Genomic DNA, 23,086 nt, shown 5'->3' on the forward strand with positions numbered 1-23,086 from the left:
ACTATGAAAAACAACCCTTTATATTTAACTATACTTCTTGTTTTTGTTTACGCTTTCGCGAAAGCGCAAACCACAGATCCTTCATATTTAGTTAATATACAGAAGGCATCACAATTGGAAATTGACGCATACAATCCGGCAGATTTAGAGATTGGTATGCTAGTTTATAATACAGATGAAAATAGGATTTTTGAATATACAAATAATGGGTTTTTAGAACTTCTTACAGAGAAAAATATATACACTGGATGGTTTATCATCTCTGGCGAAGGGGTGGTAACAGTAAGCGACATTCCATTTACACCATCACAGGTAACCTTCTCGGCAGCAGCAAATGTGGAGAGTCGGGATATTGATTCTGATAATGGCGTAGGAGACAATGATAGAGGTATTGACAACTCTTTTGGGTCAATGAAAGGGTTTGCAAGAGATGATGACGGCACAATAACGCAACAAGTGATGTATTCTGGAGGACACGGAAATTCTATAAATGACAACTCTAGATATGCCAGCAGTAGCAACTGTGTAGGTATACGATACGGTGATCAAAATGGTAGTAGTCTAGGTAAAATAGAAGGAGCATTTACCTCATTTACTGCAGATGGGTTTACTATAACGATAAATTATACAGATGGTACAGTGACCGCAAACAGCGCTAACCCATTAGTAGACGTACAACCTGGAGATGTCAACAATGAAGCATTACTAGTCATTTTTACGGCATATAAATAAAGTATGAAAGAAAGATCCCTATATATTACCGCATGCCTTTTTTTATTTTTTGCTTTCGCGAAAGCGCAAACATTAAATCCCCAATTGCTATTAAAATTAAATGATGGCACAACAGCAGAAATAAACAATACGACTGGCGCTGAAGCCGGTGTTATGGCTTATGACAGTGACCAAAAGGTTGCAAAAATTTATGATGGCACTACATGGCAAGTAATGAGTACACCATCTAGGGGAAGTATAATCCTCAATAGAAATGGAGGGTCTGGAATACTTACCACTGCTAATAACACTTACTTTGACATGCCTATTAATGCATCTCACATACAAGCAAACGAAGGAGGTTTATTTACTGTAATAGGTACTGGAGAGGTTGAAGTTGCTCAAGATGGTCTTTACGCAATATCCGCCTCTTTATCTACCAGCAATATGCCAGTAGGTAACACTAAATATATTTTGGCGGCACGACGTAACAATTCCCTTATAGGGTATTTATCTAGAGGCTCTGTAACATTAACTGGCACAGACTATTGGGGAACATCTGGCACAATAACCTACGCTTTAAATGCGGGAGATCGTATAAATTTTCAATATGTGATTAATGCTGGAGGATCTAGCCTCAATGCAGTATTCACAAACGCGTCAATAACGAAATTGTAATACAATGAAAAATATATTAATTATAATCATGGCTTGTTGTGGTTTCGCTTTCGCGAAAGCGCAAGAGACCGCACATAATTTTGGCAATGTTCAGATTCATCAAAGTGGATCAATAGGCTTTCATGGTGATCTTGTGAATGACGGAGACTTTGATAATAATTTAGGTCTAGCAGGTTTTTACAATCAAGACGAAGAACTATTTATTTTAGGTAACAACAAGCCTATTTTCTTCAATATGGAGGTAGATGTTCCAGAAGACCTCAACTTTGAGGTGTCTGTAGGTGTTACAAACTTTTTAGATTTTATAAACGGGAGAATCACAACCCCACGAGAAGACTTAGGAATTAATCTTGATTTTACTAATGATGCAATTTACTTAGGAGAAAGTGATGACAACCATGTGGACGGTTATGTAACAAATCAAGGTAATCTAGAGTTTGACTTCCCTATAGGTGATGATTTTAAAATACGCCAACTCACAGTAGTTCCTCTAGATCCTGCTGGTGACTTGTATCAGGCAGCATATTTCTTTGAAGATCCTAATACTCCAAGTACACTTTCTGGATCTTTTGATAGAGATTCTTTTCAAAACACATTATCTATTATTGACCCTAATGAATATTGGGATTTAAATGGCACACTGCCAGTACAAGCTAGACTTACTTGGGATGAAGAAACACAAGTACCGGTACTTGCAGATGGCATAGAGTCTCTGAGAGTCGTGGGTTACTCTGAAGTACTAAATGGGTGGGTTGACTTAGGAAATACACAGATTACAGGAAATGAAACTAATGGTCAGATTACATCTGACATCTTTGAGCCAAATGGTTTTTCTGCGCTTACGCTGGGGTCTGTTTTGAGAGGAGGCAGCTCCATAAATGTTTACACCTTCTTCTCCCCTAACGGTGATGGCATCAATGAAACTTTTGTTATAGAAGGACTAGCTACCAGTCCAGACAATGAACTATTCATTTTTAACAGATGGGGTGTAGAAGTTTTCTCGATGAAAAACTACGACAACTCTTTTGATGGAACCTCACAGGGAAGGGTAACTGTGTCTCAGGACGACAAACTGCCAGTAGGAACTTACTTTTATGTGCTCAAACTTAAAGATCAAAAGGATCTAGCAGGTGCATTTTACATAAATCGCTAAATATTTCCCAAAAACGAACTTTGTTAGGCTGCTTTACTCTTTATTTATATTTTTAAATAAAAAAGTGATGACCATACAGCATAAAGAAAGAGAAGACAGAGGTGTCTTTTATATAAAAGGTGAAAATGGTATTATATCAGAATTAACCTATTCTAAAGATGATAACTCTATCATCACCATAGACCACACAGAGACTAAAATCCCACAGGAAGGTCAAGGTTATGCTTCAAAGCTTATGGCTCACGCTGTAGCATTTGCAAGAGAAAATAATCTTAAGATTAATCCGCTATGTCCGTTTGCAGAGGTTCAATTTGATCGTAACCCAGAATTTAAAGACGTGCTTGCGTAATGATTACCATTCTGGAAACAGAACGTTTGTATTTGAGAGCATTTACCTATAAAGATGCTATGCTTCTTTATAAAATGAATAACGATTCAGATGTTATTAAATTTACCGGAGATAGCGCGTTCAAAAATCTAAAAGAAGCTCAAGATTTCATAAGTGAATATATTAGGTTGCGCACTATTAAAACAACCAAAGATTCATCAAAAGAATCTTTGGCGAGATATGCTGTGATTAGAAAAGAGGATGATGCTTTTTTAGGATGGTGTGGGCTTAAACTTCACAAAGAAAAAGCGGCTGTAGACATAGGTTTTCGATTTTATAAGCAATACTGGAGACAAGGATATGCTATAGAAAGTGCCAGAGGTTGTATAGCTTACGCTTTTTCTAATCTACAATTACCATTTCTAATTGCTCACGCACATGTAGATAATGCACAATCTCGCAAGGTTTTAGAGAAGTGTAGTATGATTGAAATAGAGAAGATTAATTACGACAATAATCCTTCAATCTTATATCGTCTAGATAATGAAGATTACTCGCTTCGAGAAATTGACGCTCAAGATACGTGGCCAGTAAGACATCCTGTTTTACGAGCTGGAAGACCCCTTGAAGATGTATATATGGAGGCAGATGAAAAAGCTTCTTCTTTTCACCTAGGTATGTATCACCATAACAAAATTGTTGGCGTAGCCAGTTTTATGGAAGATACTAACGAGAAATTCACAGGCATGCAGACGCGCTTACGTGGAATGGCCGTATTACCCGAGTATCGCAATAAAGGAATAGCCGCACAAATACTTAATAAGGGTGAAGAAATCTTAAAGGAAAGAAGACGCACCATCTTATGGTTTAACGCTCGTACTGTTGCTCTAGACTTTTATAAAAACCTAGGCTATAAAATGATAGGGGAAGAATTTGATATTCCGCAAGTAGGCCCACATGTTAGAATGAAAAAAGATTTATTATGAACAGACGCACATTTTCAAAATTAACATTGCTAGGAGCCGTTGCTGCTTCCCTCCCACTTCACGCAACGACGTCATTTTTTCAAGGTATTTCTGAAGATGAATTACTTGGCAAAGGTGCTCCGCTTCTTACTAAGACCTCAACATACAGACTTCGACCAGAGGCTGCGGTTGCTTATGAAGAGATGAAAAGTACAGCGCTTAAGGAAGGAATCAAATTCCAAGTAGTATCTAGCTATAGAGACTATAACCACCAAAATAGAATCTGGGAACGCAAATACAAACGCTTTCGCGAAAGCGGACTCAACCCTACTGCGGCAATTGAAAAAATAATTGAATACTCCACCATCCCTGGAACTTCAAGACATCACTGGGGCACAGATATAGATATTGTAGACGCCACTCCAAAAGTTTCTGGAGGACTACTCGTACCATCTAAATTTCATGGTAATGGGCCCTTCTGCAAGTTTAAAGAATGGATGGATAAGAATGCAAATACTTACGGGTTTTACTTAGTCTACACAGATGACCAAAATCGTAAGGGTTTTAACTACGAGCCTTGGCATTACAGCTTTAAAAGCTTATCACTAGATTACCTCGAAAAGTATCAAGAACTTGATATCAAAAGCAAATTAGAATCAGCTAAATTATTAGGAAGTGAGCATTTTACAGAGGCATTTATAGATCGCTATCTTCAAGATAACGTAATGGATATTAATCCATCCTTACGCTCTTAAAGCAACTGGATCTCCTTGCGCTCTAGTAGCGCTTCTTTAAAGTCAGAACGGCTGGCTAAGGCTTTACCTATCCATTGTTCTGCCTTACTTTTATCTCCTTTATGCTTGTAAATCTGCGCTAGACGCAAGTAAGCCCAGTCTTTTGGCACTCCGTCTTTTGCTGTATAATTATCAATATATTTATGTAAACAAGATATTCCTTGATCTAGGCCTATACCGTATTGACCAGCGATTTTCCCAAACTGATAATGCAATCTATTATCTTCTTCATGCTTAGTTTGAGCAGCCTTTACCGTAGCTAGCGCCTCTTCCGGCTTATTGTTTTTTTCGTAATGTTCTTGTAATTTCTGGTAACAAGTTACAGAGCCACCTACTTGAACTGCCTTTCTGTAATTTACCTCTGCGTCATTAGGTCGATCATTATATTCTGCAATATATCCATGAGCTAGATACCCATCTACTGGTGATATGTTTGCAAGCTGATCTGCATATTTCATGGCTTTATCTTCACTTCCACCTATGATACTTGGTAACTGAATATAAAACTCAATAAGCGCCCATCTAGCTTCAATATGTTTTGAGTCAAGTGTTGCTGCTGTTTCAAAAGCTTCCTTGATATCGCCTATCATCGTCGCCGCTCTCAGCTTATTTACTGCTAGCGCTTTCATACCCATCACACCACCATATTTATAATGATAGTTAGCATTCTTAGGATACTGCTCAACCAGTTGCTCATAATATGATATGGCATCATTCCAGTTTTCTGCATAGCCTTCTATATCGCCTAGATATTCGATAGTTTTTGCATGAGTGGGATGCGTAGATAAGTATGTTTTGAAAAATGGTTTTGCTTGTTGATATTGTTCTTTCTTAAAAAGAGTTTCCGCTTTCGCGAAAGCGGTATCATTTTGTGCTACCACAAAAACAGGAAAACACAATAAGAGAATCCATTTTATCATTTTCAAATTTTTATCAAATATATACCAATATGATGCCAAAACTGATTTACTTCTGAGGTGGATATTTACTTAAAATTTTTTCGGCCAGCTTCTTAAAATGAGCTTCCTTTTTTTCAGGAGACGCTTTTACCTTTACATCGCTCTCACTCGTCGCCTCCCATAAGGTAGCTTGCGCATTTTGAGCTTCATAAATGGTAAAGACAAGCTGTAAGTGCCTTTCGGCTCCTCCTATAGGAATCCCACCACTTACGCCAACTCCCACATTACCCCCACCTCCACCAAGACCTACGCCTATGGTGTTTCTAGAGTTAGTCTCAAATTCGTCTGCTTTTATTTTGATGAAAATATCATTTTCCTGCGTTTTTACAAAACCTCGAGATTGCAATATACTATCTGTATATTTTAAGAATCTACGCTCGTCAAACTCTGATAAGCCTGATGGCTCAGAGAAGTCGTAATCGTAATTTTTATAACCAGCAATATCTTTCTTAGTATCGTAATCATAATCTACATACATCGTCCCGCAGCTAGTGAGCATTAATGAGGCGATAAGACATAAAAAAATCCGCATATCCTTTGTTTTGTATAAAGATAACAAAGGATTATGCAGATTGTTGTTATACTAGTTCTTAATTATTCTCTTAGTAAATATCCCTTGATCTGTATTTACTTTTAAAAGATAAAGACCTGTAGATAATGAAGAAATATCAACATCTTTTGATGTAGTTTTTAAAACAACTTGCCCATATAGTGAGAAAAGTTCTATGTTTTTAATCTCTAAGGAATGTTCTGATTCAATTTTAAAATAATTAGAGCTTGGATTTGGAATTACCTGTATTGTTTTATTTGTGAACTTTTGTATCGAAAGTGGTTCCACAACAGTTGTGACAACAGTATTTGTAATGATAGGCTCATTGAAATCAAAATAAATATTTGCTGTGTTTTCTACTGAATCACCAATTATAAGATTATCATTAGTTTTAATCTCAAAAGCTATATATCCATTACTCCCTGGTGCGTCAACCTCCTCAGGAGGCAGGTTGATATCTTCAAATATGAAAGCAATTTCATTACCATTAGTAATCTCAACTCTATAGTCATGACTTGCATCTAAAATCCTAAAAGAACTCCAATCTAAATTTTCACTAAGAGTGTCTGTCACTACAACCTCAAGTGCATCTGCAGTTCCAGTATTTTGAAAACGAACGAGGTAATCGAGATAATCCCCCACTTGTTCCTCTAAAATTTCTGATCCCTGAACTACCGCTTTATCATTAGGATCATAAGAATTTACAACAATCTCTTTAAGTGCTATAATGTTATTTCTAGTATTAACATCTTCATTAAGAGGTGTAATTTGAACTACTGAACTGAGCTCTTCTCCACCTTGTACTGTAGGCGGTATAAATAATTCAAAACTAACAACAAAAGTCCTACTCTCAAATGGAGCAAGGTTGGCGTATTCCCACTCTATGCTGTTTTCGTTAATTGATGTAGTAGACAGTGATGAATTTTGATAAAACATAATTTCATTATCAAATTCATATATAATGTTCCCGCTCACGGGTAGTGTACCTAGGTTTTCATATTGAATTACATAGGAAGCTATTACTCCTGGTCTTGGATCTTGTAATGGTAACAGTGAAATACTCACATCAATTCTCTCATTTTCTGCGATAAGGCAGAAAAGAATTTCTTCATTCTCTCCCAAGTTTTCAAAAATAGTCTCAATTGTATCAGGTGAACCTATAAAATCATCGGGCAGTGAGGACTGAACCACTGATGAAGTATAAACTCCTGTAGGCACATTTAATTCATAATAACCATCTCTATCTGTGATTGAGGTGTATGTATCTATTCCATTAGTTGTGCTGATTATGATATTACTCGCATCATAATCAGAAGTATCACAACCATCATTGTTAAAATCAAAAGCTAAAGTACCCGAAATCGTATTGAAATAAACTTCACAAGCATCTTGTATCTCCTCAATAGAATTACAGCCCTCGCTGTTATTGTTAATTGTCGCAACTCCACCACTATTGAGATAATTACAAATGGCTAGGTTACTGCAAATTTCTAATATGTTGTTATCCGTAATTTGCAGTGTGTTAAGAGAGGTTGTCATCATGCTACCTAAAGCAGCTATATCTGTAAGTAGAGGATTTGCTGTGATTACAATTTGTTCTGTACCTGAAGTCAAATTATTTAATCCTTGAAGACTTTCTAACACCTCATTCTCACTAATAATTACACCCGACTCTACTATCGTAAGACCATCAAATCCGTTTAAATTGATAAGCATCTCATTTGATATTATACTTATAATTGCTGCTGAATTAATATTTGACAAAGCATTAATATCACTAAGCTGGCTCGTACCGTAAATATCAATTTCTAATATGGATGACTGTGCATTTGGAAATCCATTTAAAGAGGTTAACCCTGTAGCCGCAATTATCCCTAAAATATCAATACGTTGAATATTATCAAACCCTAAAAGATTCGTTAAAGATGCGTTTCCATATAAACTTAAATGTTCAACAATAAGTTCAGATGAAAATGTTGCAAGTGAAGTCAATTGTTCATTTTGATTAATTTCAAATAAGTCTACACTTACAAGTTCTTCCAAGCCACTAAGATTTTCTAGCAAAGGATTTCCAGAAATAACCAATCCATTTTCTACACTTGTAATTACATTAAGCGGTGTTAAATCAACGATATCATTACCTTCTATAGTTAATCCGTTAAGTATCCCATTAGGGCAATTTAAATATAGCGTAGGGAAATTATCAACCTCTTCTTGACTACTTAAAACTATTGGAAAGTCACAAGGTCTACAAAGCATATCGACCTCTTCAACCGAATTACATCCCTCATCATTGTTTGCAATAATAGCCTGACTTCCATTTGCGATATAGGAGCAAACAAAATCTGCCGTACAAGTACTTAATATATCGTTGCCTGTAATATTTAAATCATCTATTCCCGAACTCAAATCAACTCCATTCAATCCTTCAAGATTGATTAAGCTATCGTTATTGACAATAGAAATACCCACAAATACATTTTGCAAAGAAGACAAACCACTTATGTTTTCTAATAAAGTATTGTTTGAAATTGTCAAATAATGAATAGTTTCAAAACTAGGCAAGTTAACAGTTGTAAGATTTGGATTGTTATTGAGTGTGAGATCCATTCCTTCATTATAATTGTCTAATCCAGATAAAGAAGTTAAATTCTCATTATCTGATAGTATCAAACTAAAAACAAAACTGACATGCTCTAAACCTATTAAGTTTTCTAACGCATCATTATTTACTATATAGACTTCTCCTATAGACGAAAAATCAACACTTTGCAATCCCTCTAATGAATTTAGAGATGAATTGTTCTCAACCTTCACAAACGTATTTATATCAGACGCTGCATTAACAAGATTACTTAATCCTTCTATTGATGTCAACTCTGGATTATTTGATATGATAAGTTCTTCACCAGAGTATGATACAAGATTTTCAAGTCCCTGAAGATTTTCTAAAACCGTATTGTTTTGTATAATGATATTTCCAAGAACCTCAGAAATATTAGATAATGGAGTTAAGTCTGTAATATCACTTCCTTCTATAACTAGTCCGCTGATTATTGAACAATCAGGATAATTAATGGATATAGCGTTTACATCATCTTGAGAGTTTAATATAAGATCCCCAGAAGGACAGGCAACACAGTTTTCTTCTACTTCTTCTATACTATTACAGCCAGGAGCATTATTATAAATATCCAAAAATGCGTTGGTCGTATTGCCTATTAAGTTACACAGCCAAAAAGAACTACACTCTGACAAGTTTGGGTTATTAAATAATGAAAAATCAGATATCAAATTCTGATCAATTCCATTTAACGCACTTATATTTACAAGTTGATTGTTATTAATAATATCAAAAGATAAAAAGTTATTATAACCACTTTCGATTCCGTCTAGACCATCAAGGGAAGTAAGTACGGGATTATCAAGTATAACAATCATACCCGCTACACTTATTCCCGAAAGAGCACTTATGTTCTGTAAAGCATTATTATTACTTACCTCAAGAATATCAATAAACCCATAAGCACCATCCAATCCTTGTAGACTTGTTAATGAATTGTTATGGGATATTGAGAATTGACCAGCACCTGTAATCTGAGCATTACTGAGCCCACTAATTGAAATTAATGATGCATTATACACGATATTAAATAGCGGAGCATCTATTATTTCTGAGATACCTACAAGTCCATTGAGATTTTCTAAAACGGCATTATGAGCAACTGTAAATTCAGAGGTGATGATTGAAGCATTTGCAAGGCCATCAATCTGACTAAGAGATGCATTAAATGATATATCAAAAGACAATCCATCTACAGTAGTTAAACCAGATAATCCATCTAAATTTTGTAGAGCTGGATTGTTAGAAATACGAAAATGAGTACCTACTACACTTTCTAAATTCTGTAACCCATCAAGGCTTTCTAAGTTGTCATTATTAATTATAGAAAGACTTTCTACAGCTGTTAAGTTTTGTAATCCCGCTAGATTAGTAATATCTAGTCCATTTATTTGTAACTCTTGAAAAATCTCCGTGCAATTAGGATATTCCACAAGAAAAGAGTCTACATCTTCTTGTGAAAGTAGTTGTATAAACCCACTAGATGGACATTGAGCAATTAAGGGTAATATTAAAAAAGAAAGTAAAAAGGTGAGTAATAGTCGTTTCATAAAAAATGGTTTCTTCCGCCGAAAATAGTTAAATAACTATTATTGACGTAAGAAACCACTTATAAATAAATAACTAAATGACTAATTATCACGCTTTCGCGAAAGCAAAAATCTACTCATTCATCATTTTCCACAATGCATCTTTAAGCTCTACAAGACCTTGTTGTGCAATAGAAGAAATAAACAAGTACGGTATTGGAAGTTCTCTATCTAGTTCTTCTGAGACTTCTGCTTTTAGTTCTTCATCGAGCATATCACTTTTTGTGATTGCAATGAGTCTACTTTTATCTAGTAATTCTGGATTGTACTTTTGAAGCTCGTTAAGAAGTATTTCATACTGCTCTGCAATACTATCTGCATCTGCAGGAATCATAAACAGTAGTGTAGAGTTACGTTCTATGTGACGTAAGAAACGATGTCCTAATCCTCTACCCTCAGCAGCTCCTTCTATAATTCCAGGAATATCTGCCATTACAAAAGATCTAAAATCCCTATAAGCTACAATACCTAAGTTAGGCTTAAGTGTAGTAAACTCATAGTTGGCAATTTTAGGCTTTGCCGCTGTAATTGCCGCTAGCAAAGTAGATTTACCTACGTTTGGAAATCCTACGAGACCTACATCTGCAAGTACTTTAAGCTCTAAAGTAAGGTGTACTTCATAACCATCTATACCTGGCTGTGAGTGCCTAGGAGTTTGGTTTGTACTCGTCTTAAAGTGCCAGTTACCACGACCTCCCATACCACCTCGAGCGGCAATAAATTCTTGACCATCTTCTGTGATTTCAAAAATCACCTGATCGGTCTCTGTGTCTTTTATAGTAGTCCCTAGTGGCACTTCTATATATTCATCTACTCCATCATGACCTGTAGATCTTGATTTTGCACCGTTTCCTCCATGACCAGCACGCAAGTGTTTCTTAAATTTTAAATGTATAAGCGTCCATAGGTTTGTATTTCCTCTTATAATAATGTGGCCTCCACGGCCTCCATCTCCTCCATCTGGACCACCCTTCTCAATAAACTTCTCACGGTGTAAATGCGCAGAACCAGAACCTCCATTTCCAGAGGTGGTGTGAATCTTTACATAGTCTACAAAATTTCCTTCAGTCATCTTTCAGCTAGCCTTTTATTTCTTTAATTGTATATAAGTACACAAGTACTATTATAAGGTGTCAATCACCTTACTTAATCTATCTGTAATCTCACTTACCGTACCTACGCCGTCAACACCATGGTACTTATCTTGCTTCTCATAAAATCCTTTTAAGATAGCAGTCTCTGCATAATACACTTTTATGCGGTTGCGTATTACAGCCTCATCTGCATCATCTGCACGACCAGAAGTCTTACCACGTTCTAGTAAACGTTGCACAAGTACTTCATCATCTACCTCTAGCGCTACCATACCAGAAACTCCAGTATTCTTACTTGCTAGTAATACTGCTAGCGCTTCTGCCTGAGCCTCTGTACGAGGAAAACCATCAAAAATAAATCCTTTGGCATCAGCATTTTTCTCTACCTCTGCGTTGAGCATTTTTATAGTTACGCTATCTGGGACAAGCTGTCCTTTATCAATATATGACTTTGCTAGTGTTCCTAGCTCTGTAGCATTTTTGATATTATATCTAAAAACATCACCAGTACTTATATGTACTAGGTTATACTTTTCTTTTAAAACTTCGGCTTGTGTTCCTTTACCGGCACCTGGAGGGCCAAATAAAACCAGATTAGTCATCGTAGATTCTTTAAGTTTATAAATGGATGTAAGATTACGTCCTAGACCATTATAGTCTAGACCATATCCTACTACAAAATCATTAGGTACTTCTAACCCTATATAATCTATTTTATAAGGCTTTTTATAAGCCTCTGGCTTATAAAGTAGGGTAGCTATCTTAAAAGAGGCAACCTCTTCGTCTTTAAGTATTTTTATTATCGTCTCTACAGTATTCCCAGAGTCTACTATATCTTCTACTACAATCACATCGCGTCCTTTAAGTGATGGCTCTGCTCCCATTACGGTATGAATTTCATCACTTTGTTGCGTTCCTTCATAGCTAGCCACCTTTATAAAGCTCAATTCACAGTCGTGATCAAACTTTTTAATGAGCTCTGAGCTAAAGAGAAATGCACCGTTAAGCACCGTAAGAAATACAGGACACTTGCCTCTATAATCTTCATTAAGACGCACAGCCACACCGTTTACGGCATGTTGCACATTTGTTTTTGTAATAAATTTCTCAAAAGAGAGGTCGTGTAGAGTGATGGTATTTTTCATAATAACAAAGGGCAAAGATACCAAGAGGAAATGACAATTGCCTTAAACCCAAAACCCAAATCTCAAAAGGACTTTTTTCAACCACTTCTCAAACTCCATCCTAAGGAAATTTGTACTTTTGAAAACAGTAATTAGATGCTATAAAAAATCGAGCTTTGGTGGTTAGTCTGCTGTGTTTGATCAAAGAAATAACTTTTAATTAGATCTCATAGGTCTGCACATAAAACCCCTAAAAAGGGATTTAATATTATGACAAACTACTTTTCTTCACAGTTTAAACTTGGAATTTTAGGCGGTGGCCAGCTCGGTAAGATGATGCTTTATGACACTAGAAAGTATGATATTCAGACATATGTGCTTGACCCTAGTGATGATGCTCCTAGCAAGATTGCTTGTGATCATTTTGAGCAAGGAAGTCTTATGGATTATGATACGGTAGTCGCTTTTGGCAAAAAAGTAGATGTACTTACTTTTGAGATAGAAAGTGTAAATATAGAAGCCCTTGAAGCACTAGAAAAAGAAGGGGTAAAAGTGTTTCCGCAGCCATCTGTGTTGCGCAACATACAAGACAAAGGGATACAGAAAGACTTTTATGCACAACATGATATTCCAACAGCGGGGTATACAAAGTACGCTTTCGCGAAAGCGGTAAAAGAAAACTTAGACACAGCATCAAGTGATATCGAGTTTCCATTTATCTGGAAATCATGCACGGGAGGATATGATGGAAAAGGAGTCTCTGTTGTAAGAACCGCCGAAGATTTAGACCACCTACCTCAAGTACCATGCATCGCCGAAAAAATGATCCCATTTAAAAATGAGCTTGCAGTAATTGTAGCTCGTAGTGTATCTGGCGAAGTAAAGACATACCCTGTGGTAGAAATGGAATTTCACCCAGAAGCAAACCAAGTGGAGTATGTAATTTGCCCCGCTCGTATAGATGAGAATGTTGCAAATAAAGCTCGCGCAATAGCAGAGCAGGTTTCAAAAGCATTTGGCCATGTAGGTCTGCTTGCTGTTGAGATGTTTCAAACAGAAGATGATGAGATTCTTGTAAATGAAGTGGCTCCTAGACCACACAATAGTGGTCATTATAGTATAGAGGGAAGTTTTACAAATCAGTTTGAGCAACATCTTAGAGCTATTTTAGACTTACCGTTAGGAAACACAGATAGTAAAGTAGCATCTGTAATGGTAAATCTAGTAGGTGATGAGGGACATACAGGCGCAGTAAAATATAAGAACATAGAACAAATTATGGCAATGGATGGTGTAACACCACACATTTATGGCAAGAAGGAAACAAGACCTTTCCGTAAGATGGGACACGTTACCATTGTAAATCACAATCTTGTAAAGGCAAGACAAGTAGCTCAAGAGGTTAAAGAAAACATACGTGTAATTGCACAATAAAAAATTAGATATTATGAAAGTAGGAATCATAATGGGAAGCACTAGCGACCTGCCAGTAATGCAAGAAGCTATAGACTTCTTAAAAGAAATGAATATTGATACAGAAGTAGATATTGTGAGCGCACACCGCACACCAGAGAAGCTTTTTGATTATGGTAAAAATGCCCATACTCGCGGTATTAATGTGATTATAGCTGGGGCTGGAGGTGCTGCACACTTACCTGGAATGGTAGCTTCATTATCACCACTACCAGTAATAGGTGTTCCTGTAAAATCTCGTAACTCTATAGATGGATGGGATTCTGTCCTTTCCATATTACAAATGCCAGGAGGTGTACCTGTTGCAACTGTGGCGCTAGATGGAGCAAAAAATGCAGGTATTCTTGCTGCTCAGATTCTAGGGGCTAGAGATGGCGCAGTACAAGATAAAATAATAGCTTATAAGGAAGGGCTTAAGCAGAAGGTTATAGAAGGTGCAAAAAGCATTAAATAGAAAAGACCACCTAAAAGGTGGTCTCTAACAATGCAGTATACTGGGAAATGATAACGTATTTATTAACCATTCTAAATATTAACCAAACCTTTTCTACACATTGATGGGGGAAATATCGTTTTAAACTAAAGTGAAAGTACTCTAGTTTTTTTCTACGTAAACAAACTTAAAAAATTCATTCTATTTATCGACAACATGACTGCTTTTTTCGACAAAGTACATGTTTTCAAAAAATTACAAAATAAAAAGTCCATGTCGCTTACAAACAATCCGCTATTACAAGCTTTTAATGAAGCTCCTTTTTCTACAATTAAAGACGAGCATTTTAAGCCAGCCTTTGAAGAAGCAATACGTTTAAGTCGTAAAGAAATAGACGATATCGCTACTAGCGACGAGCCTGCTACTTTTACAAATACCATCGCAGCCTTAGACTACGCAGGACAGCAACTAGATCGTATTTCGAGCGTCTTTTTTAACTTAAATAGCGCCGAAACCTCAGAAGCTATTCAGAAAATAGCACAAGAAGTTTCTCCACTGCTCACAGCTTTTAGTAATGACGTTACTCTTAACGGGCAGTTATTTGCTAGAATTCAAGATATATACGCTCAAAAAGACAGTTTAGACCTTACCGTAGAAGAAAAAACACTTCTCGATAAAAAATACAAGAGTTTCTCTCGCAACGGAGCCAACTTACCAAAGGATAAAAAATCCCGCTTACGCGAAATTGATACTGCGCTAGCACAATTAAAACTGAGTTTTGGCGAAAACATTTTAGCCGAAACAAACAGCTACGAGCTACATATCACCGATGAAAAAGATCTAGCAGGAATACCTGATAGTGCAAAAGAAGCATTTGCTGCCGAAGCTACTTCGAGAGAAAAAGATGGATGGGTAGTAACACTTGATTACCCTAGCTACATTCCGTTTATGAAGTATGCAGATAATCGTGAGCTACGTAAGGAGCTATCACTTGCATTTGGGAGTAGAGCATTTAAAAACAACGAGCACGATAATCAAAAGAACACGCTGGAGATTGCAAATCTACGTCATGAGCGCGCACAGTTACTTGGGTATGCTACACACGCACATTTTGTACTAGAAGAGCGCATGGCAAAAACGCCCGAAAAAGTAATAAGCTTTTTAAACGAATTGCTAGAAAAAGCAAAACCTGCGGCCCAGAAAGAATTTAAACAACTAGAAAAATTTGCAAAAGAACTTGATAACATTGATCGCTTAGAAAAGTGGGATGGTTCGTATTATTCTGAGAAGCTTAAGAAAAAACTCTTTAGCCTAGATGACGAGCAACTCAAACCTTATTTCAAGTTAGAAAATGTAATTGACGGAGTTTTTGAAATTGCGAAAAGACTGTTTGGACTGCAGTTTGAACAAGTATATGACGTGGACGTTTATCACAAAGAGGTGAAAACCTATCGTGTGACAGATGCAGATGGAAACTACGTATCTTTATTTTATGCAGATTTCCACCCACGTAAAGGAAAACGTGGTGGTGCATGGATGACTTCTTTTAAAGGTCAGAAAATAGAAAATGGTGTGAATGATCGCCCGCATATATCTAATGTATGCAACTTCACTCCTTCTACACCTAGCAAACCATCATTACTTACGTTTAATGAGGTAACTACGCTCTTTCACGAGTTTGGACACGGGCTACACGGTATGCTTGCAAATACTACCTACCCTAGCCTCTCAGGAACTTCTGTATACTGGGATTTTGTTGAGTTACCAAGTCAAGTACTAGAGAATTGGTGTTATGAGAAAGAAGCTTTAGAGCTTTTTGCTACGCACTACGAGACCGGTGAAGTAATCCCAATGGACTTAGTTCAAAAAATAAAAGATGCTGCTACCTTCCAAGAAGGAATGGGAACCCTGCGCCAACTAAGCTTTGGCTTACTAGACATGTCTTGGCATGGTCAAGATCCGAGTGAGCTTAAGGATGTAAAAGCGTTTGAAACAGCAGCTTTTGGAGATACTTCTTTATATCCTGACACTTCAGAGACGTGTATGAGTACAGCATTTGCACACATCTTTCAAGGAGGGTATTCTTCTGGATATTACAGCTACAAATGGGCAGAAGTACTAGATGCAGATGCGTTTGAATACTTTAAAGAGGAAGGTATTTTCAATAAAGAAGTAGCAGCTAAGTTTAAGGATCACGTACTCTCAAAAGGGGGAACAGAGGACTCTATGACATTGTATAAACGTTTCCGCGGTCAAGAGCCTAAACCAGAAGCATTATTACGACGTGCAGGACTTATTTAAGTTCAAACATTAATCAGATTACAAAAGGAGCTCATTATATGGGCTCCTTTTTATTTTTCTCCTCAATCCACTTAGACATAAATTTGGTACTACGCATCGAGTGATGCAATAACATTTGCCCTGTAAAATTATTGAGTCGGCTGGTTTCTAGATTCGTCTTAATAGAATTGACTCTCGCTATGAAATCTTCTTCAAAATCTTCTTTTTGAAAATTTTTATTAATGATTTCTTTTCCTTGCTCCTGAGCTTTGCTCCAAACCAGCTCATCATTGTATAAGGTAATCGCCTCTCTCGCAAAAGTAACATCATCATCAGTTATCGCTCCACTCCACGGCAAGCCATGTTGCATTCCCTCTGCCCCTATTGTTGTGGTCACAGATGGAGTTCCACACTGCATTGCATCGATAAACTTTCCTTTTAAACCTGCCCCAAAACGTAGCGGAGCAAGTAATACACGTGCATTTAATATCACTTCATGCGCATCTTCTGCTCTTCCTTTTACAATAAATCCATCCTTCTTATTATGCAGTTGCATCACTTTTTCTGACGGATAAGCTCCATAGATATGTAACTCTGCCGCAGGAATTGCTTTCTTGATTAATGGCCAGATATTCTTTTTAAGGGCTAGCGTAGCATCCCAGTTAGGGAGATGTATAAAATTACCTATTGCTATAAAATGTTGCCGCTCATTAAAAGGCTTACAATCGGCTGGGGCTTTTGGTAATAAAAAAGGCAAATAGTATAAGAGTGAGCTAGGTACTTTGAAGAAGTCTTGCAACAATGCAATCTCTACTTGAGAAATCATTAACGTAAGGTCACATCTATATATGGAGGCAATTTCCCTTTTGGCTACATCAGACACGAGATCATTTTCGTTAAAATCTCTACCCTCTTTTACTGCTTGTTGGCGTGCTTTTCTCAGGCAGTGTAAATCTTCGGTGTCTAGTATTTTTATGGCTTCCGGACATTGTTCTGCGATGCGCCATCCAAATTGCTCTTCGGCCATAAATCGATCAAAAAGGACGATGTTGGGTTGGTACGCTTTCGCGAAAGCGTTAAAAGATTCATCATTTACACGTATCTCTTGGGTAGCAATGCCGAGCGTTTCTAGATCAAAAGCATTTTCTGAAACTCCCGCCGTGCTGGCATAAGTAATCTCCCAACCCTTTGCTAGCATTATATCTAATAGCTGCAACATCCTACTGCCCGCTGCCGAAGAGGTAGGCTCAACCCATACTGTAGAGATTACTAATACGTTCATAAAATCAAAAATACAGATAAGAATATTGCTTTGATTAAAAATATTATTTCATTTATTATTGAAACTACAATAACATTCGTATATTTGATTCATGGAATTTAGTCAAGCAAAAAATAAATTTATACAAACCTGGGGAGCTCTAGGATCTCAATGGGGAATTAATAAAACCATGGCGCAGATTCATGCATTATTAATGGTATCACCAGAAGCACTTAGCATGGAAGATATCATGAGTGAGCTTCATATCTCACGTGGTAATGCAAGTATGAATTTACGTTCATTAATAGACTGGGGCATTATTTTTAAAGAATACAAAGCCGGCGAGCGAAGAGAATACTTTGTTGCCGAAGGTAACATAGACGAGCTTGCAAGGAAGATTGCAAAGGAGCGCAGCAAGCGAGAAATCAAACCTACACTACGTGTTTTAGAAGAAGTTACAAACCTAGAAAACACAGACACAAAAGAAGCTGCTCACTTTAAAGCAAAAACTGCCGAGCTTTACGAATTTGTCTCCCGAGCCGACAGCATGCTTGAAAAAATCACCGATTATAAAGAGAACTGGATTACTAAGACCATATTAAAGTTGATGAAGTAATACTTCTCAAACTCAACATAACAAGCACTGAAATATGTGCTTTTTATTGAATTAAATGTTTCATTATTTTCTGAAAGTATAATATTATGAGAACTATCTACAAAATCAACAAAGTCATTGTAATCATTAATTTGATTCTCTTTATCATACCATATTTTGGATTGATATTTATGATGGCTACAGGCGCTGCTCAGATCATTCTTTATTTAATTCACCTATGCTATTGGAAAAAGATACCTACCCTATTTAAAAAAAATCTTATTTTTTATGGGTTACTAGTAACGACTACATTGTCTTTTCTATACTTTGGTGAAGAGTTTGTTTATGCAAAAGACTTCGTTTTTGTAGTCAGTTTAATTTCAGCTGGACTCCTTGCTTTTTACTCTCTTTATATCTCAAGAGCACTGAGTCTTAATGATGAATTAAAATCTACTTGTCATGAACTATAACATCATCGCATACAGTATTTATGGTTTTCTAATGAGTGTAGTTATCATAAGAGTAGGTACAATCTGCTATCGCAATGGCAATGTGTTTGTGGCAAGCTTGATGCCAGACAATCTTGAATTATGTTCATATATCAATAAGGTATTACTAGTAGGTTATTACCTCGTAAATCTTGGATACTCCGTGTATATGATTTCTACTTGGACTGCAATCACCACTCCTCATGATGTTATATCAAATATTGCTTCTCATGCTGGACAAATAATTATGCTTCTTGCAGCACTTCATTATATAAACATCGCAGGCTTACAATTACTTTTTAATAAACAATCACTATCTAAATTTTAAATTATGGAAACTTCAAAAATTATCATCGGCTATTTTATTTACTTACCTGTTATTCTATTGTTGACATTTTTTGTCTCGCGCACGCTTTTTAAGAATGGAAAAACATTTATGCTTGACATTTTTAAAGGAAAAGAAGAGATTGCAAATGCTACAAACAAGCTTTTTGAAGTGGGATTCTACCTCCTTAATCTTGGATTTGGATTACTTATCTTAAAAATCAGTGATTATCGCTTTGATGAAACTTACCAGAGTCTCATTGAAATTTTAAGTAGTAAAATAGGTGGTTTTTCAATCTACTTAGGAGCTATGCTGTTCCTTAACTTATTGCTATTTTTCAGAGGTCGTAGAAAATCGAGAACAACACTACCTCAACAAGTATAACACTACGTCATCATGAAAAAATTAATCATATCAGGCGGGAGCGGCTTTTTAGGGTCGCTCTTAACTGATTATTTTTGGAATAGCTTTGGTGAGATTGTTTTGCTTTCGCGAAAGCAAAAACCACAACACAACAACGTGAGAACGGTTCTTTGGGATGCAAAAACCTTCTCTGGCTGGGAGCGATAATTTGAAGATGCAGATGTAGTTATTAATATGGCTGGGCGCTCTGTAGACTGTCGCTATACGAATAAAAATAAAGACCTCATCATGAACTCACGTGTAGATACTACCACCATTATAGGTAAGGCAATTGCACGATGCAAAAATCCTCCATCTGTATGGCTCAATTCATCTACAGCAACTATATATCGTCACTCGCTAGATAAGGAAATGACCGAAAGCAATGGAGAAATAGGCACTGGATTTTCTGTAAGTGTGGCAAAAGCATGGGAAGATGCTTTATTCTCAAGCACGACGCCTCAAACGCGTAAGATTGCGTTGCGCACATCTATCGTACTTGGCAAAAATGGAGGTGCATTGCAACCCATTAAAAAAATCACCCAACTAGGACTAGGAGGAAAACAAGGTGATGGGAAGCAGAAATTCAGTTGGATTCATGAAGAAGACTTTTTACGAAGTCTTGACTTTCTAATCAATCATTCCCATATAAAGGGACCAATTAATATAGTGGCACCTAAGCCCACCACAAATGCATATCTCATGTCATTAATGCGTGATACTCTTAAAATACCTTTTGGCATCCCTTCTCCTAAACCAGTGCTGGAAGTGGGCGCCTTTATTATAAGAACAGAAACCGAATTGTTACTTAAAAGCCGAAATGTAATCCCAGAAAGATTACTAGAAGAGGGTTTTACATTTAAGCACGACCAACTAGACAAGGCTTTAAAAGATTTATTAATATGACCACTATACGCCTCACAACTAAAATAAATGCTTCTATAAAGAATGTCTTTGATAGATCACGTGATATTGATTTTCACAAAAAATCTGCGTCACAAACGCAAGAAAAGGTAATAGGTGGCATAACATCTGGACTTATAAATAAAGGGGAAACTGTTACTTGGCGAGGTAAACACTTAGGATTATGGTTAACTCATCAGAGTCTCATCACTGAGCTTAAGTCACCCAGTTATTTTGTGGACGAAATGATTACAGGCAATTTCAAGAACTTTAAACATGAACATTACTTTAAAGAACTGGGCAACACAACAGTAATGACAGATGTACTTACATATAAAGTTCCCTTTGGTTTCATAGGAGAAATTTTTGACTACTTATTCATAAAAAGACACCTTACTCGCTTTTTGAAAGTGCGTAATCATTCTATAAAAAATAGTTTTATCTAAATAGATAAGTGGCAATTACCGCTATTCACAAATGAAGTATCTGGTCTTGATTGCTCTAAAAATCAATATGCTAATCAGTTTTATGTTATTTTTGAAAAAACATACGACAGATTACTTATGTCCACTAACCAAATAGACCCCACAAAATGGGTAGACCAGTACTCGGACTACCTATTTAATTACACCATCGCCCGCGTGAATGATCGCGACATGGCAAGAGACTTAATTTCTGAGACTTTTCTCGCAGGGCTTAAGTCAATGAAAAACTTTAAAGGAGAAGCTACAGAACGCACGTGGCTCATTTCCATTTTAAAGCGTAAAATCATTGATCACTACCGCAAGACAAACTCTAAGAAAGGAAAGGCAGAAGTACATATTAACTATAAAGATGACGAGAGCGAGGGCGACTGGCTAGAAGAGCGCGTTGCAGATCCCTTTGATAAAACTGCAGAAGATAGCATAGAAAATGAGGAACTAGGCGAGGCTATTTTTAATTGCTTAGGTAAATTACCAGAAAAGCAAGCTCGCATTTTTAAGATGAAAACAATAGACGACTTTGATACTGAAGCAATTTGTAATGAATTTGATATTACTCCGTCTAACTTTTGGGTAATTATCCACAGAGCCCGTACAGCTATGGCAAGCTGTATGGAGAAAAATTGGCTATAAGTATCTAGAATAATTAAAAGTAAAAAAATGAAATTAAAAACTGAATGTCAAGAGGCTAACCACATCTGCGACAAGAACCAGTATAACGAGGCTTCATTAATAGATAAAATAAAATTAAGTTTTCACCTTATCTATTGTAGAGCTTGTAGAAAATATTCTTCTCGTAATGGAAAGCTTAGTAAAGCAATAAAAAATCCATCGGTAGAAACAGTTTCTATGTCTGATAAAGAACTCATGAAGCAACGCCTTCAAGAGCAACTTAATCAAGTAAATAATTAAATAACAACGCTAGACTTAACCAAAGTAGCGGGATTCCCTCTACCCAAAAGGATGTAAAATAACTCTTAGCTGAAGTGCGCTTTCGCGAAAGCGTGATACAAACTACTACCACTGCTACAATAATTAAGTGTGTAGTTAACATCGGCATAGATAGGTCGTCCTTTAAGAAGTCTAGAATTAAAAATAAGAAAAGCCAAATCACACCAATGATTTTGGCTTTTTTTATGCCTACTACTTGAGGTAGTGTACGTAAAGAGGCGAGGTCATAACTCGTATCTCTTATCTCAAATGGAATCATGAGAGCGATTACAAAAAGAAAATGCTGTGTAAATAACACCCAAACATCCCAGTGCATGGAGAGGCCATGCTCTAAAACTGGTAATAACACCGTCACTCCTGCCCATACAAGACCTATGATGTAAATTTTTACACCAGAGATGCTCCTCAAATTCCCCTTATTATTATCTGTGCTTGTTGCTGGAAGAAAAAATGGAACTGCATACAGTAGCGTGATTAACCCCAAAATACCACAAGCCACCCACACTTCTAGTGGGAGCCAAAATGCCGTTACAATCATCCCAATTCCGCAAAAAACAGAAAAAACTTGTATTGATTTTAATGATTTTGCTAGGCTTCGATGGTGTAAACCAGCTATTTCGGCATATTTAACAAAATTATAGCCAGTCACTGTGCTAAAAAATAAAAATGCGAGCAACTCGTAATTAACGTTTATGTCTAAAGACAAGCAAGTCACCCACCCTAATGCAACCACGGCTAAGCTCACGTGGATACTACTGTTTATATAAAAGTCAAAAACACGTTTAAACAACTGCATTAGACAAAAATACTACAACTGTTAATAAGGTTGCATTTCCGTTGAAAACATTAGCTCGCTATGAGGCAAATAAGTCGTAAAAATCGATTTCGTTGCCTTATTTTTGTTGCACCTAAAAATATTCAATAC

24 protein-coding genes and 1 pseudogene are annotated in these 23,086 nt (G+C 36.6%); 18 read left to right on the forward strand and 7 right to left on the reverse strand.

Annotation, left to right across the window (positions count from 1 at the left end; genetic code table 11):
- Positions 1 to 3 precede the first annotated feature (3 nt).
- The 6 genes from ACJJVU_RS14285 to ACJJVU_RS14310 all read left to right on the forward strand — a co-directional run bounded on the left by ACJJVU_RS14285 (position 4) and on the right by ACJJVU_RS14310 (position 4,590).
- Positions 4 to 732: a hypothetical protein gene (locus tag ACJJVU_RS14285; protein ID WP_405226770.1), complete on the forward strand. Its 729-nt coding sequence runs from the start codon at positions 4 to 6 to the stop codon at positions 730 to 732.
- A 3-nt stretch (positions 733 to 735) separates the two neighbouring features.
- Complete coding sequence (locus tag ACJJVU_RS14290) at positions 736 to 1,389, forward strand: hypothetical protein (protein ID WP_405226773.1); 654 nt, start codon at positions 736 to 738, stop codon at positions 1,387 to 1,389.
- A 4-nt stretch (positions 1,390 to 1,393) separates the two neighbouring features.
- Positions 1,394 to 2,542 (forward strand): gliding motility-associated C-terminal domain-containing protein, encoded by a 1,149-nt coding sequence (locus ACJJVU_RS14295; protein ID WP_405226776.1) that lies wholly within the window; start codon positions 1,394 to 1,396, stop codon positions 2,540 to 2,542.
- A gap of 67 nt (positions 2,543 to 2,609) precedes the next feature.
- Positions 2,610 to 2,891 (forward strand): GNAT family N-acetyltransferase, encoded by a 282-nt coding sequence (locus ACJJVU_RS14300; protein ID WP_405226779.1) that lies wholly within the window; start codon positions 2,610 to 2,612, stop codon positions 2,889 to 2,891.
- Positions 2,891 to 3,856 (forward strand): GNAT family N-acetyltransferase, encoded by a 966-nt coding sequence (locus ACJJVU_RS14305; protein ID WP_405226782.1) that lies wholly within the window; start codon positions 2,891 to 2,893, stop codon positions 3,854 to 3,856. Before ACJJVU_RS14300 ends, ACJJVU_RS14305 begins: the two co-directional genes overlap by 1 nt.
- Entirely contained in the window at positions 3,853 to 4,590 is a 738-nt protein-coding gene (locus tag ACJJVU_RS14310; RefSeq protein WP_405226785.1) for a M15 family metallopeptidase, read from the forward strand. The genes ACJJVU_RS14305 and ACJJVU_RS14310 overlap by 4 nt, the downstream gene beginning before the upstream one ends.
- Here the strand turns inward: ACJJVU_RS14310 and ACJJVU_RS14315 are convergent.
- From ACJJVU_RS14315 to ACJJVU_RS14335, 5 genes are all read right to left on the reverse strand, one after another.
- Complete coding sequence (locus tag ACJJVU_RS14315; protein WP_339848770.1) at positions 4,587 to 5,549, reverse strand: tetratricopeptide repeat protein; 963 nt, start codon at positions 5,547 to 5,549, stop codon at positions 4,587 to 4,589. The two genes, ACJJVU_RS14310 and ACJJVU_RS14315, sit on opposite strands and share 4 nt — an antisense overlap.
- A gap of 46 nt (positions 5,550 to 5,595) precedes the next feature.
- Positions 5,596 to 6,120 carry a DUF4136 domain-containing protein gene (locus tag ACJJVU_RS14320; protein WP_405226788.1) on the reverse strand — a complete coding sequence of 175 codons (525 nt, stop codon included), beginning with the start codon at positions 6,118 to 6,120 and terminating at the stop codon, positions 5,596 to 5,598.
- 51 nt (positions 6,121 to 6,171) lie between these two features.
- Positions 6,172 to 10,311 (reverse strand): T9SS type A sorting domain-containing protein, encoded by a 4,140-nt coding sequence (locus ACJJVU_RS14325; RefSeq protein ID WP_405226791.1) that lies wholly within the window; start codon positions 10,309 to 10,311, stop codon positions 6,172 to 6,174.
- Positions 10,312 to 10,423: 112 nt separating this feature from the next.
- Positions 10,424 to 11,422: a GTPase ObgE gene (gene obgE, locus ACJJVU_RS14330; RefSeq protein WP_298326815.1), complete on the reverse strand. Its 999-nt coding sequence runs from the start codon at positions 11,420 to 11,422 to the stop codon at positions 10,424 to 10,426.
- A 51-nt stretch (positions 11,423 to 11,473) separates the two neighbouring features.
- A complete protein-coding gene (locus ACJJVU_RS14335) occupies positions 11,474 to 12,589 on the reverse strand; it encodes an adenylate kinase (RefSeq protein WP_405226795.1) in 1,116 nt (371 codons plus the stop codon).
- Positions 12,590 to 12,838: 249 nt separating this feature from the next.
- Between ACJJVU_RS14335 and purK the strand changes: the two genes are divergently transcribed.
- From purK to ACJJVU_RS14350, 3 genes are all read left to right on the forward strand, one after another.
- Positions 12,839 to 14,002 carry a 5-(carboxyamino)imidazole ribonucleotide synthase gene (gene purK / locus ACJJVU_RS14340; RefSeq protein ID WP_298326821.1) on the forward strand — a complete coding sequence of 388 codons (1,164 nt, stop codon included), beginning with the start codon at positions 12,839 to 12,841 and terminating at the stop codon, positions 14,000 to 14,002.
- Between the two features lie 10 nt (positions 14,003 to 14,012).
- Complete coding sequence (gene purE / locus ACJJVU_RS14345) at positions 14,013 to 14,495, forward strand: 5-(carboxyamino)imidazole ribonucleotide mutase (RefSeq protein ID WP_298326973.1); 483 nt, start codon at positions 14,013 to 14,015, stop codon at positions 14,493 to 14,495.
- A gap of 252 nt (positions 14,496 to 14,747) precedes the next feature.
- Positions 14,748 to 16,775: a M3 family metallopeptidase gene (locus ACJJVU_RS14350; RefSeq protein ID WP_405226798.1), complete on the forward strand. Its 2,028-nt coding sequence runs from the start codon at positions 14,748 to 14,750 to the stop codon at positions 16,773 to 16,775.
- Positions 16,776 to 16,809: 34 nt separating this feature from the next.
- On the opposite strand, the gene ACJJVU_RS14355 is transcribed toward ACJJVU_RS14350, so the two are convergent.
- Positions 16,810 to 18,036 (reverse strand): glycosyltransferase, encoded by a 1,227-nt coding sequence (locus ACJJVU_RS14355; protein WP_405226801.1) that lies wholly within the window; start codon positions 18,034 to 18,036, stop codon positions 16,810 to 16,812.
- A gap of 91 nt (positions 18,037 to 18,127) precedes the next feature.
- Between ACJJVU_RS14355 and ACJJVU_RS14360 the strand changes: the two genes are divergently transcribed.
- From ACJJVU_RS14360 to ACJJVU_RS14400, 9 genes and pseudogenes are all read left to right on the forward strand, one after another.
- Positions 18,128 to 18,631, forward strand: coding sequence for a GbsR/MarR family transcriptional regulator (locus ACJJVU_RS14360; protein WP_013750048.1), 504 nt, complete (start codon positions 18,128 to 18,130; stop codon positions 18,629 to 18,631).
- Positions 18,632 to 18,717: 86 nt separating this feature from the next.
- On the forward strand, positions 18,718 to 19,080 hold the full coding sequence (locus ACJJVU_RS14365) for a hypothetical protein (RefSeq protein ID WP_405226804.1): 363 nt from the start codon (positions 18,718 to 18,720) through the stop codon (positions 19,078 to 19,080).
- Complete coding sequence (locus ACJJVU_RS14370; protein WP_405226807.1) at positions 19,070 to 19,426, forward strand: hypothetical protein; 357 nt, start codon at positions 19,070 to 19,072, stop codon at positions 19,424 to 19,426. The genes ACJJVU_RS14365 and ACJJVU_RS14370 overlap by 11 nt, the downstream gene beginning before the upstream one ends.
- A gap of 3 nt (positions 19,427 to 19,429) precedes the next feature.
- Positions 19,430 to 19,807: a hypothetical protein gene (locus ACJJVU_RS14375; protein WP_405226809.1), complete on the forward strand. Its 378-nt coding sequence runs from the start codon at positions 19,430 to 19,432 to the stop codon at positions 19,805 to 19,807.
- 12 nt (positions 19,808 to 19,819) lie between these two features.
- Positions 19,820 to 19,993: a hypothetical protein gene (locus tag ACJJVU_RS14380; RefSeq protein WP_405226812.1), complete on the forward strand. Its 174-nt coding sequence runs from the start codon at positions 19,820 to 19,822 to the stop codon at positions 19,991 to 19,993.
- A gap of 15 nt (positions 19,994 to 20,008) precedes the next feature.
- A pseudogene (locus ACJJVU_RS14385) lies at positions 20,009 to 20,731 on the forward strand (TIGR01777 family oxidoreductase); the annotation flags it as partial.
- Entirely contained in the window at positions 20,728 to 21,174 is a 447-nt protein-coding gene (locus ACJJVU_RS14390) for an SRPBCC family protein (protein WP_405226815.1), read from the forward strand. The pseudogene ACJJVU_RS14385 and the gene ACJJVU_RS14390, both read left to right, overlap by 4 nt.
- 117 nt (positions 21,175 to 21,291) lie before the next feature.
- Positions 21,292 to 21,843 (forward strand): sigma-70 family RNA polymerase sigma factor, encoded by a 552-nt coding sequence (locus ACJJVU_RS14395; protein WP_035334470.1) that lies wholly within the window; start codon positions 21,292 to 21,294, stop codon positions 21,841 to 21,843.
- Between the two features lie 27 nt (positions 21,844 to 21,870).
- Positions 21,871 to 22,122: a hypothetical protein gene (locus ACJJVU_RS14400; protein WP_013750054.1), complete on the forward strand. Its 252-nt coding sequence runs from the start codon at positions 21,871 to 21,873 to the stop codon at positions 22,120 to 22,122.
- Here ACJJVU_RS14400 and ACJJVU_RS14405 read toward each other — a convergent pair.
- The gene (locus ACJJVU_RS14405) at positions 22,103 to 22,957 is read right to left on the reverse strand and encodes a hypothetical protein (RefSeq protein ID WP_405226819.1); all 855 of its coding nucleotides are present in this window, start codon (positions 22,955 to 22,957) and stop codon (positions 22,103 to 22,105) included. The genes ACJJVU_RS14400 and ACJJVU_RS14405 overlap by 20 nt on opposite strands.
- Positions 22,958 to 23,086 lie beyond the last annotated feature (129 nt).

The organism is Dokdonia sp. Asnod1-B02 (assembly GCF_045063955.1).
GTDB lineage: Bacteria > Bacteroidota > Bacteroidia > Flavobacteriales > Flavobacteriaceae > Dokdonia.

Excerpts from the sequence above, each read along its gene's own strand:
- ACJJVU_RS14310 (WP_405226785.1), top strand. The coding sequence starts at position 3,853 with ATGAACAGACGCACATTTTCAAAATTAACATTGCTAGGAGCCGTTGCT.
- ACJJVU_RS14350 (WP_405226798.1), top strand. The coding sequence starts at position 14,748 with ATGTCGCTTACAAACAATCCGCTATTACAAGCTTTTAATGAAGCTCCT.
- ACJJVU_RS14295 (WP_405226776.1), top strand. The coding sequence starts at position 1,394 with ATGAAAAATATATTAATTATAATCATGGCTTGTTGTGGTTTCGCTTTC.
- ACJJVU_RS14395 (WP_035334470.1), top strand. The coding sequence starts at position 21,292 with ATGTCCACTAACCAAATAGACCCCACAAAATGGGTAGACCAGTACTCG.
- ACJJVU_RS14375 (WP_405226809.1), top strand. The coding sequence starts at position 19,430 with ATGGAAACTTCAAAAATTATCATCGGCTATTTTATTTACTTACCTGTT.
- ACJJVU_RS14370 (WP_405226807.1), top strand. The coding sequence starts at position 19,070 with ATGAACTATAACATCATCGCATACAGTATTTATGGTTTTCTAATGAGT.
- ACJJVU_RS14405 (WP_405226819.1), bottom strand. The coding sequence starts at position 22,957 with ATGCAGTTGTTTAAACGTGTTTTTGACTTTTATATAAACAGTAGTATC.
- ACJJVU_RS14400 (WP_013750054.1), top strand. The coding sequence starts at position 21,871 with ATGAAATTAAAAACTGAATGTCAAGAGGCTAACCACATCTGCGACAAG.
- obgE (WP_298326815.1), bottom strand. The coding sequence starts at position 11,422 with ATGACTGAAGGAAATTTTGTAGACTATGTAAAGATTCACACCACCTCT.
- ACJJVU_RS14325 (WP_405226791.1), bottom strand. The coding sequence starts at position 10,311 with ATGAAACGACTATTACTCACCTTTTTACTTTCTTTTTTAATATTACCC.
- ACJJVU_RS14390 (WP_405226815.1), top strand. The coding sequence starts at position 20,728 with ATGACCACTATACGCCTCACAACTAAAATAAATGCTTCTATAAAGAAT.
- ACJJVU_RS14315 (WP_339848770.1), bottom strand. The coding sequence starts at position 5,549 with ATGATAAAATGGATTCTCTTATTGTGTTTTCCTGTTTTTGTGGTAGCA.
- ACJJVU_RS14305 (WP_405226782.1), top strand. The coding sequence starts at position 2,891 with ATGATTACCATTCTGGAAACAGAACGTTTGTATTTGAGAGCATTTACC.
- ACJJVU_RS14360 (WP_013750048.1), top strand. The coding sequence starts at position 18,128 with ATGGAATTTAGTCAAGCAAAAAATAAATTTATACAAACCTGGGGAGCT.
- ACJJVU_RS14380 (WP_405226812.1), top strand. The coding sequence starts at position 19,820 with ATGAAAAAATTAATCATATCAGGCGGGAGCGGCTTTTTAGGGTCGCTC.
- ACJJVU_RS14365 (WP_405226804.1), top strand. The coding sequence starts at position 18,718 with ATGAGAACTATCTACAAAATCAACAAAGTCATTGTAATCATTAATTTG.
- ACJJVU_RS14300 (WP_405226779.1), top strand. The coding sequence starts at position 2,610 with ATGACCATACAGCATAAAGAAAGAGAAGACAGAGGTGTCTTTTATATA.
- ACJJVU_RS14335 (WP_405226795.1), bottom strand. The coding sequence starts at position 12,589 with ATGAAAAATACCATCACTCTACACGACCTCTCTTTTGAGAAATTTATT.
- purK (WP_298326821.1), top strand. The coding sequence starts at position 12,839 with ATGACAAACTACTTTTCTTCACAGTTTAAACTTGGAATTTTAGGCGGT.
- ACJJVU_RS14320 (WP_405226788.1), bottom strand. The coding sequence starts at position 6,120 with ATGCGGATTTTTTTATGTCTTATCGCCTCATTAATGCTCACTAGCTGC.
- ACJJVU_RS14290 (WP_405226773.1), top strand. The coding sequence starts at position 736 with ATGAAAGAAAGATCCCTATATATTACCGCATGCCTTTTTTTATTTTTT.
- ACJJVU_RS14285 (WP_405226770.1), top strand. The coding sequence starts at position 4 with ATGAAAAACAACCCTTTATATTTAACTATACTTCTTGTTTTTGTTTAC.
- ACJJVU_RS14355 (WP_405226801.1), bottom strand. The coding sequence starts at position 18,036 with ATGAACGTATTAGTAATCTCTACAGTATGGGTTGAGCCTACCTCTTCG.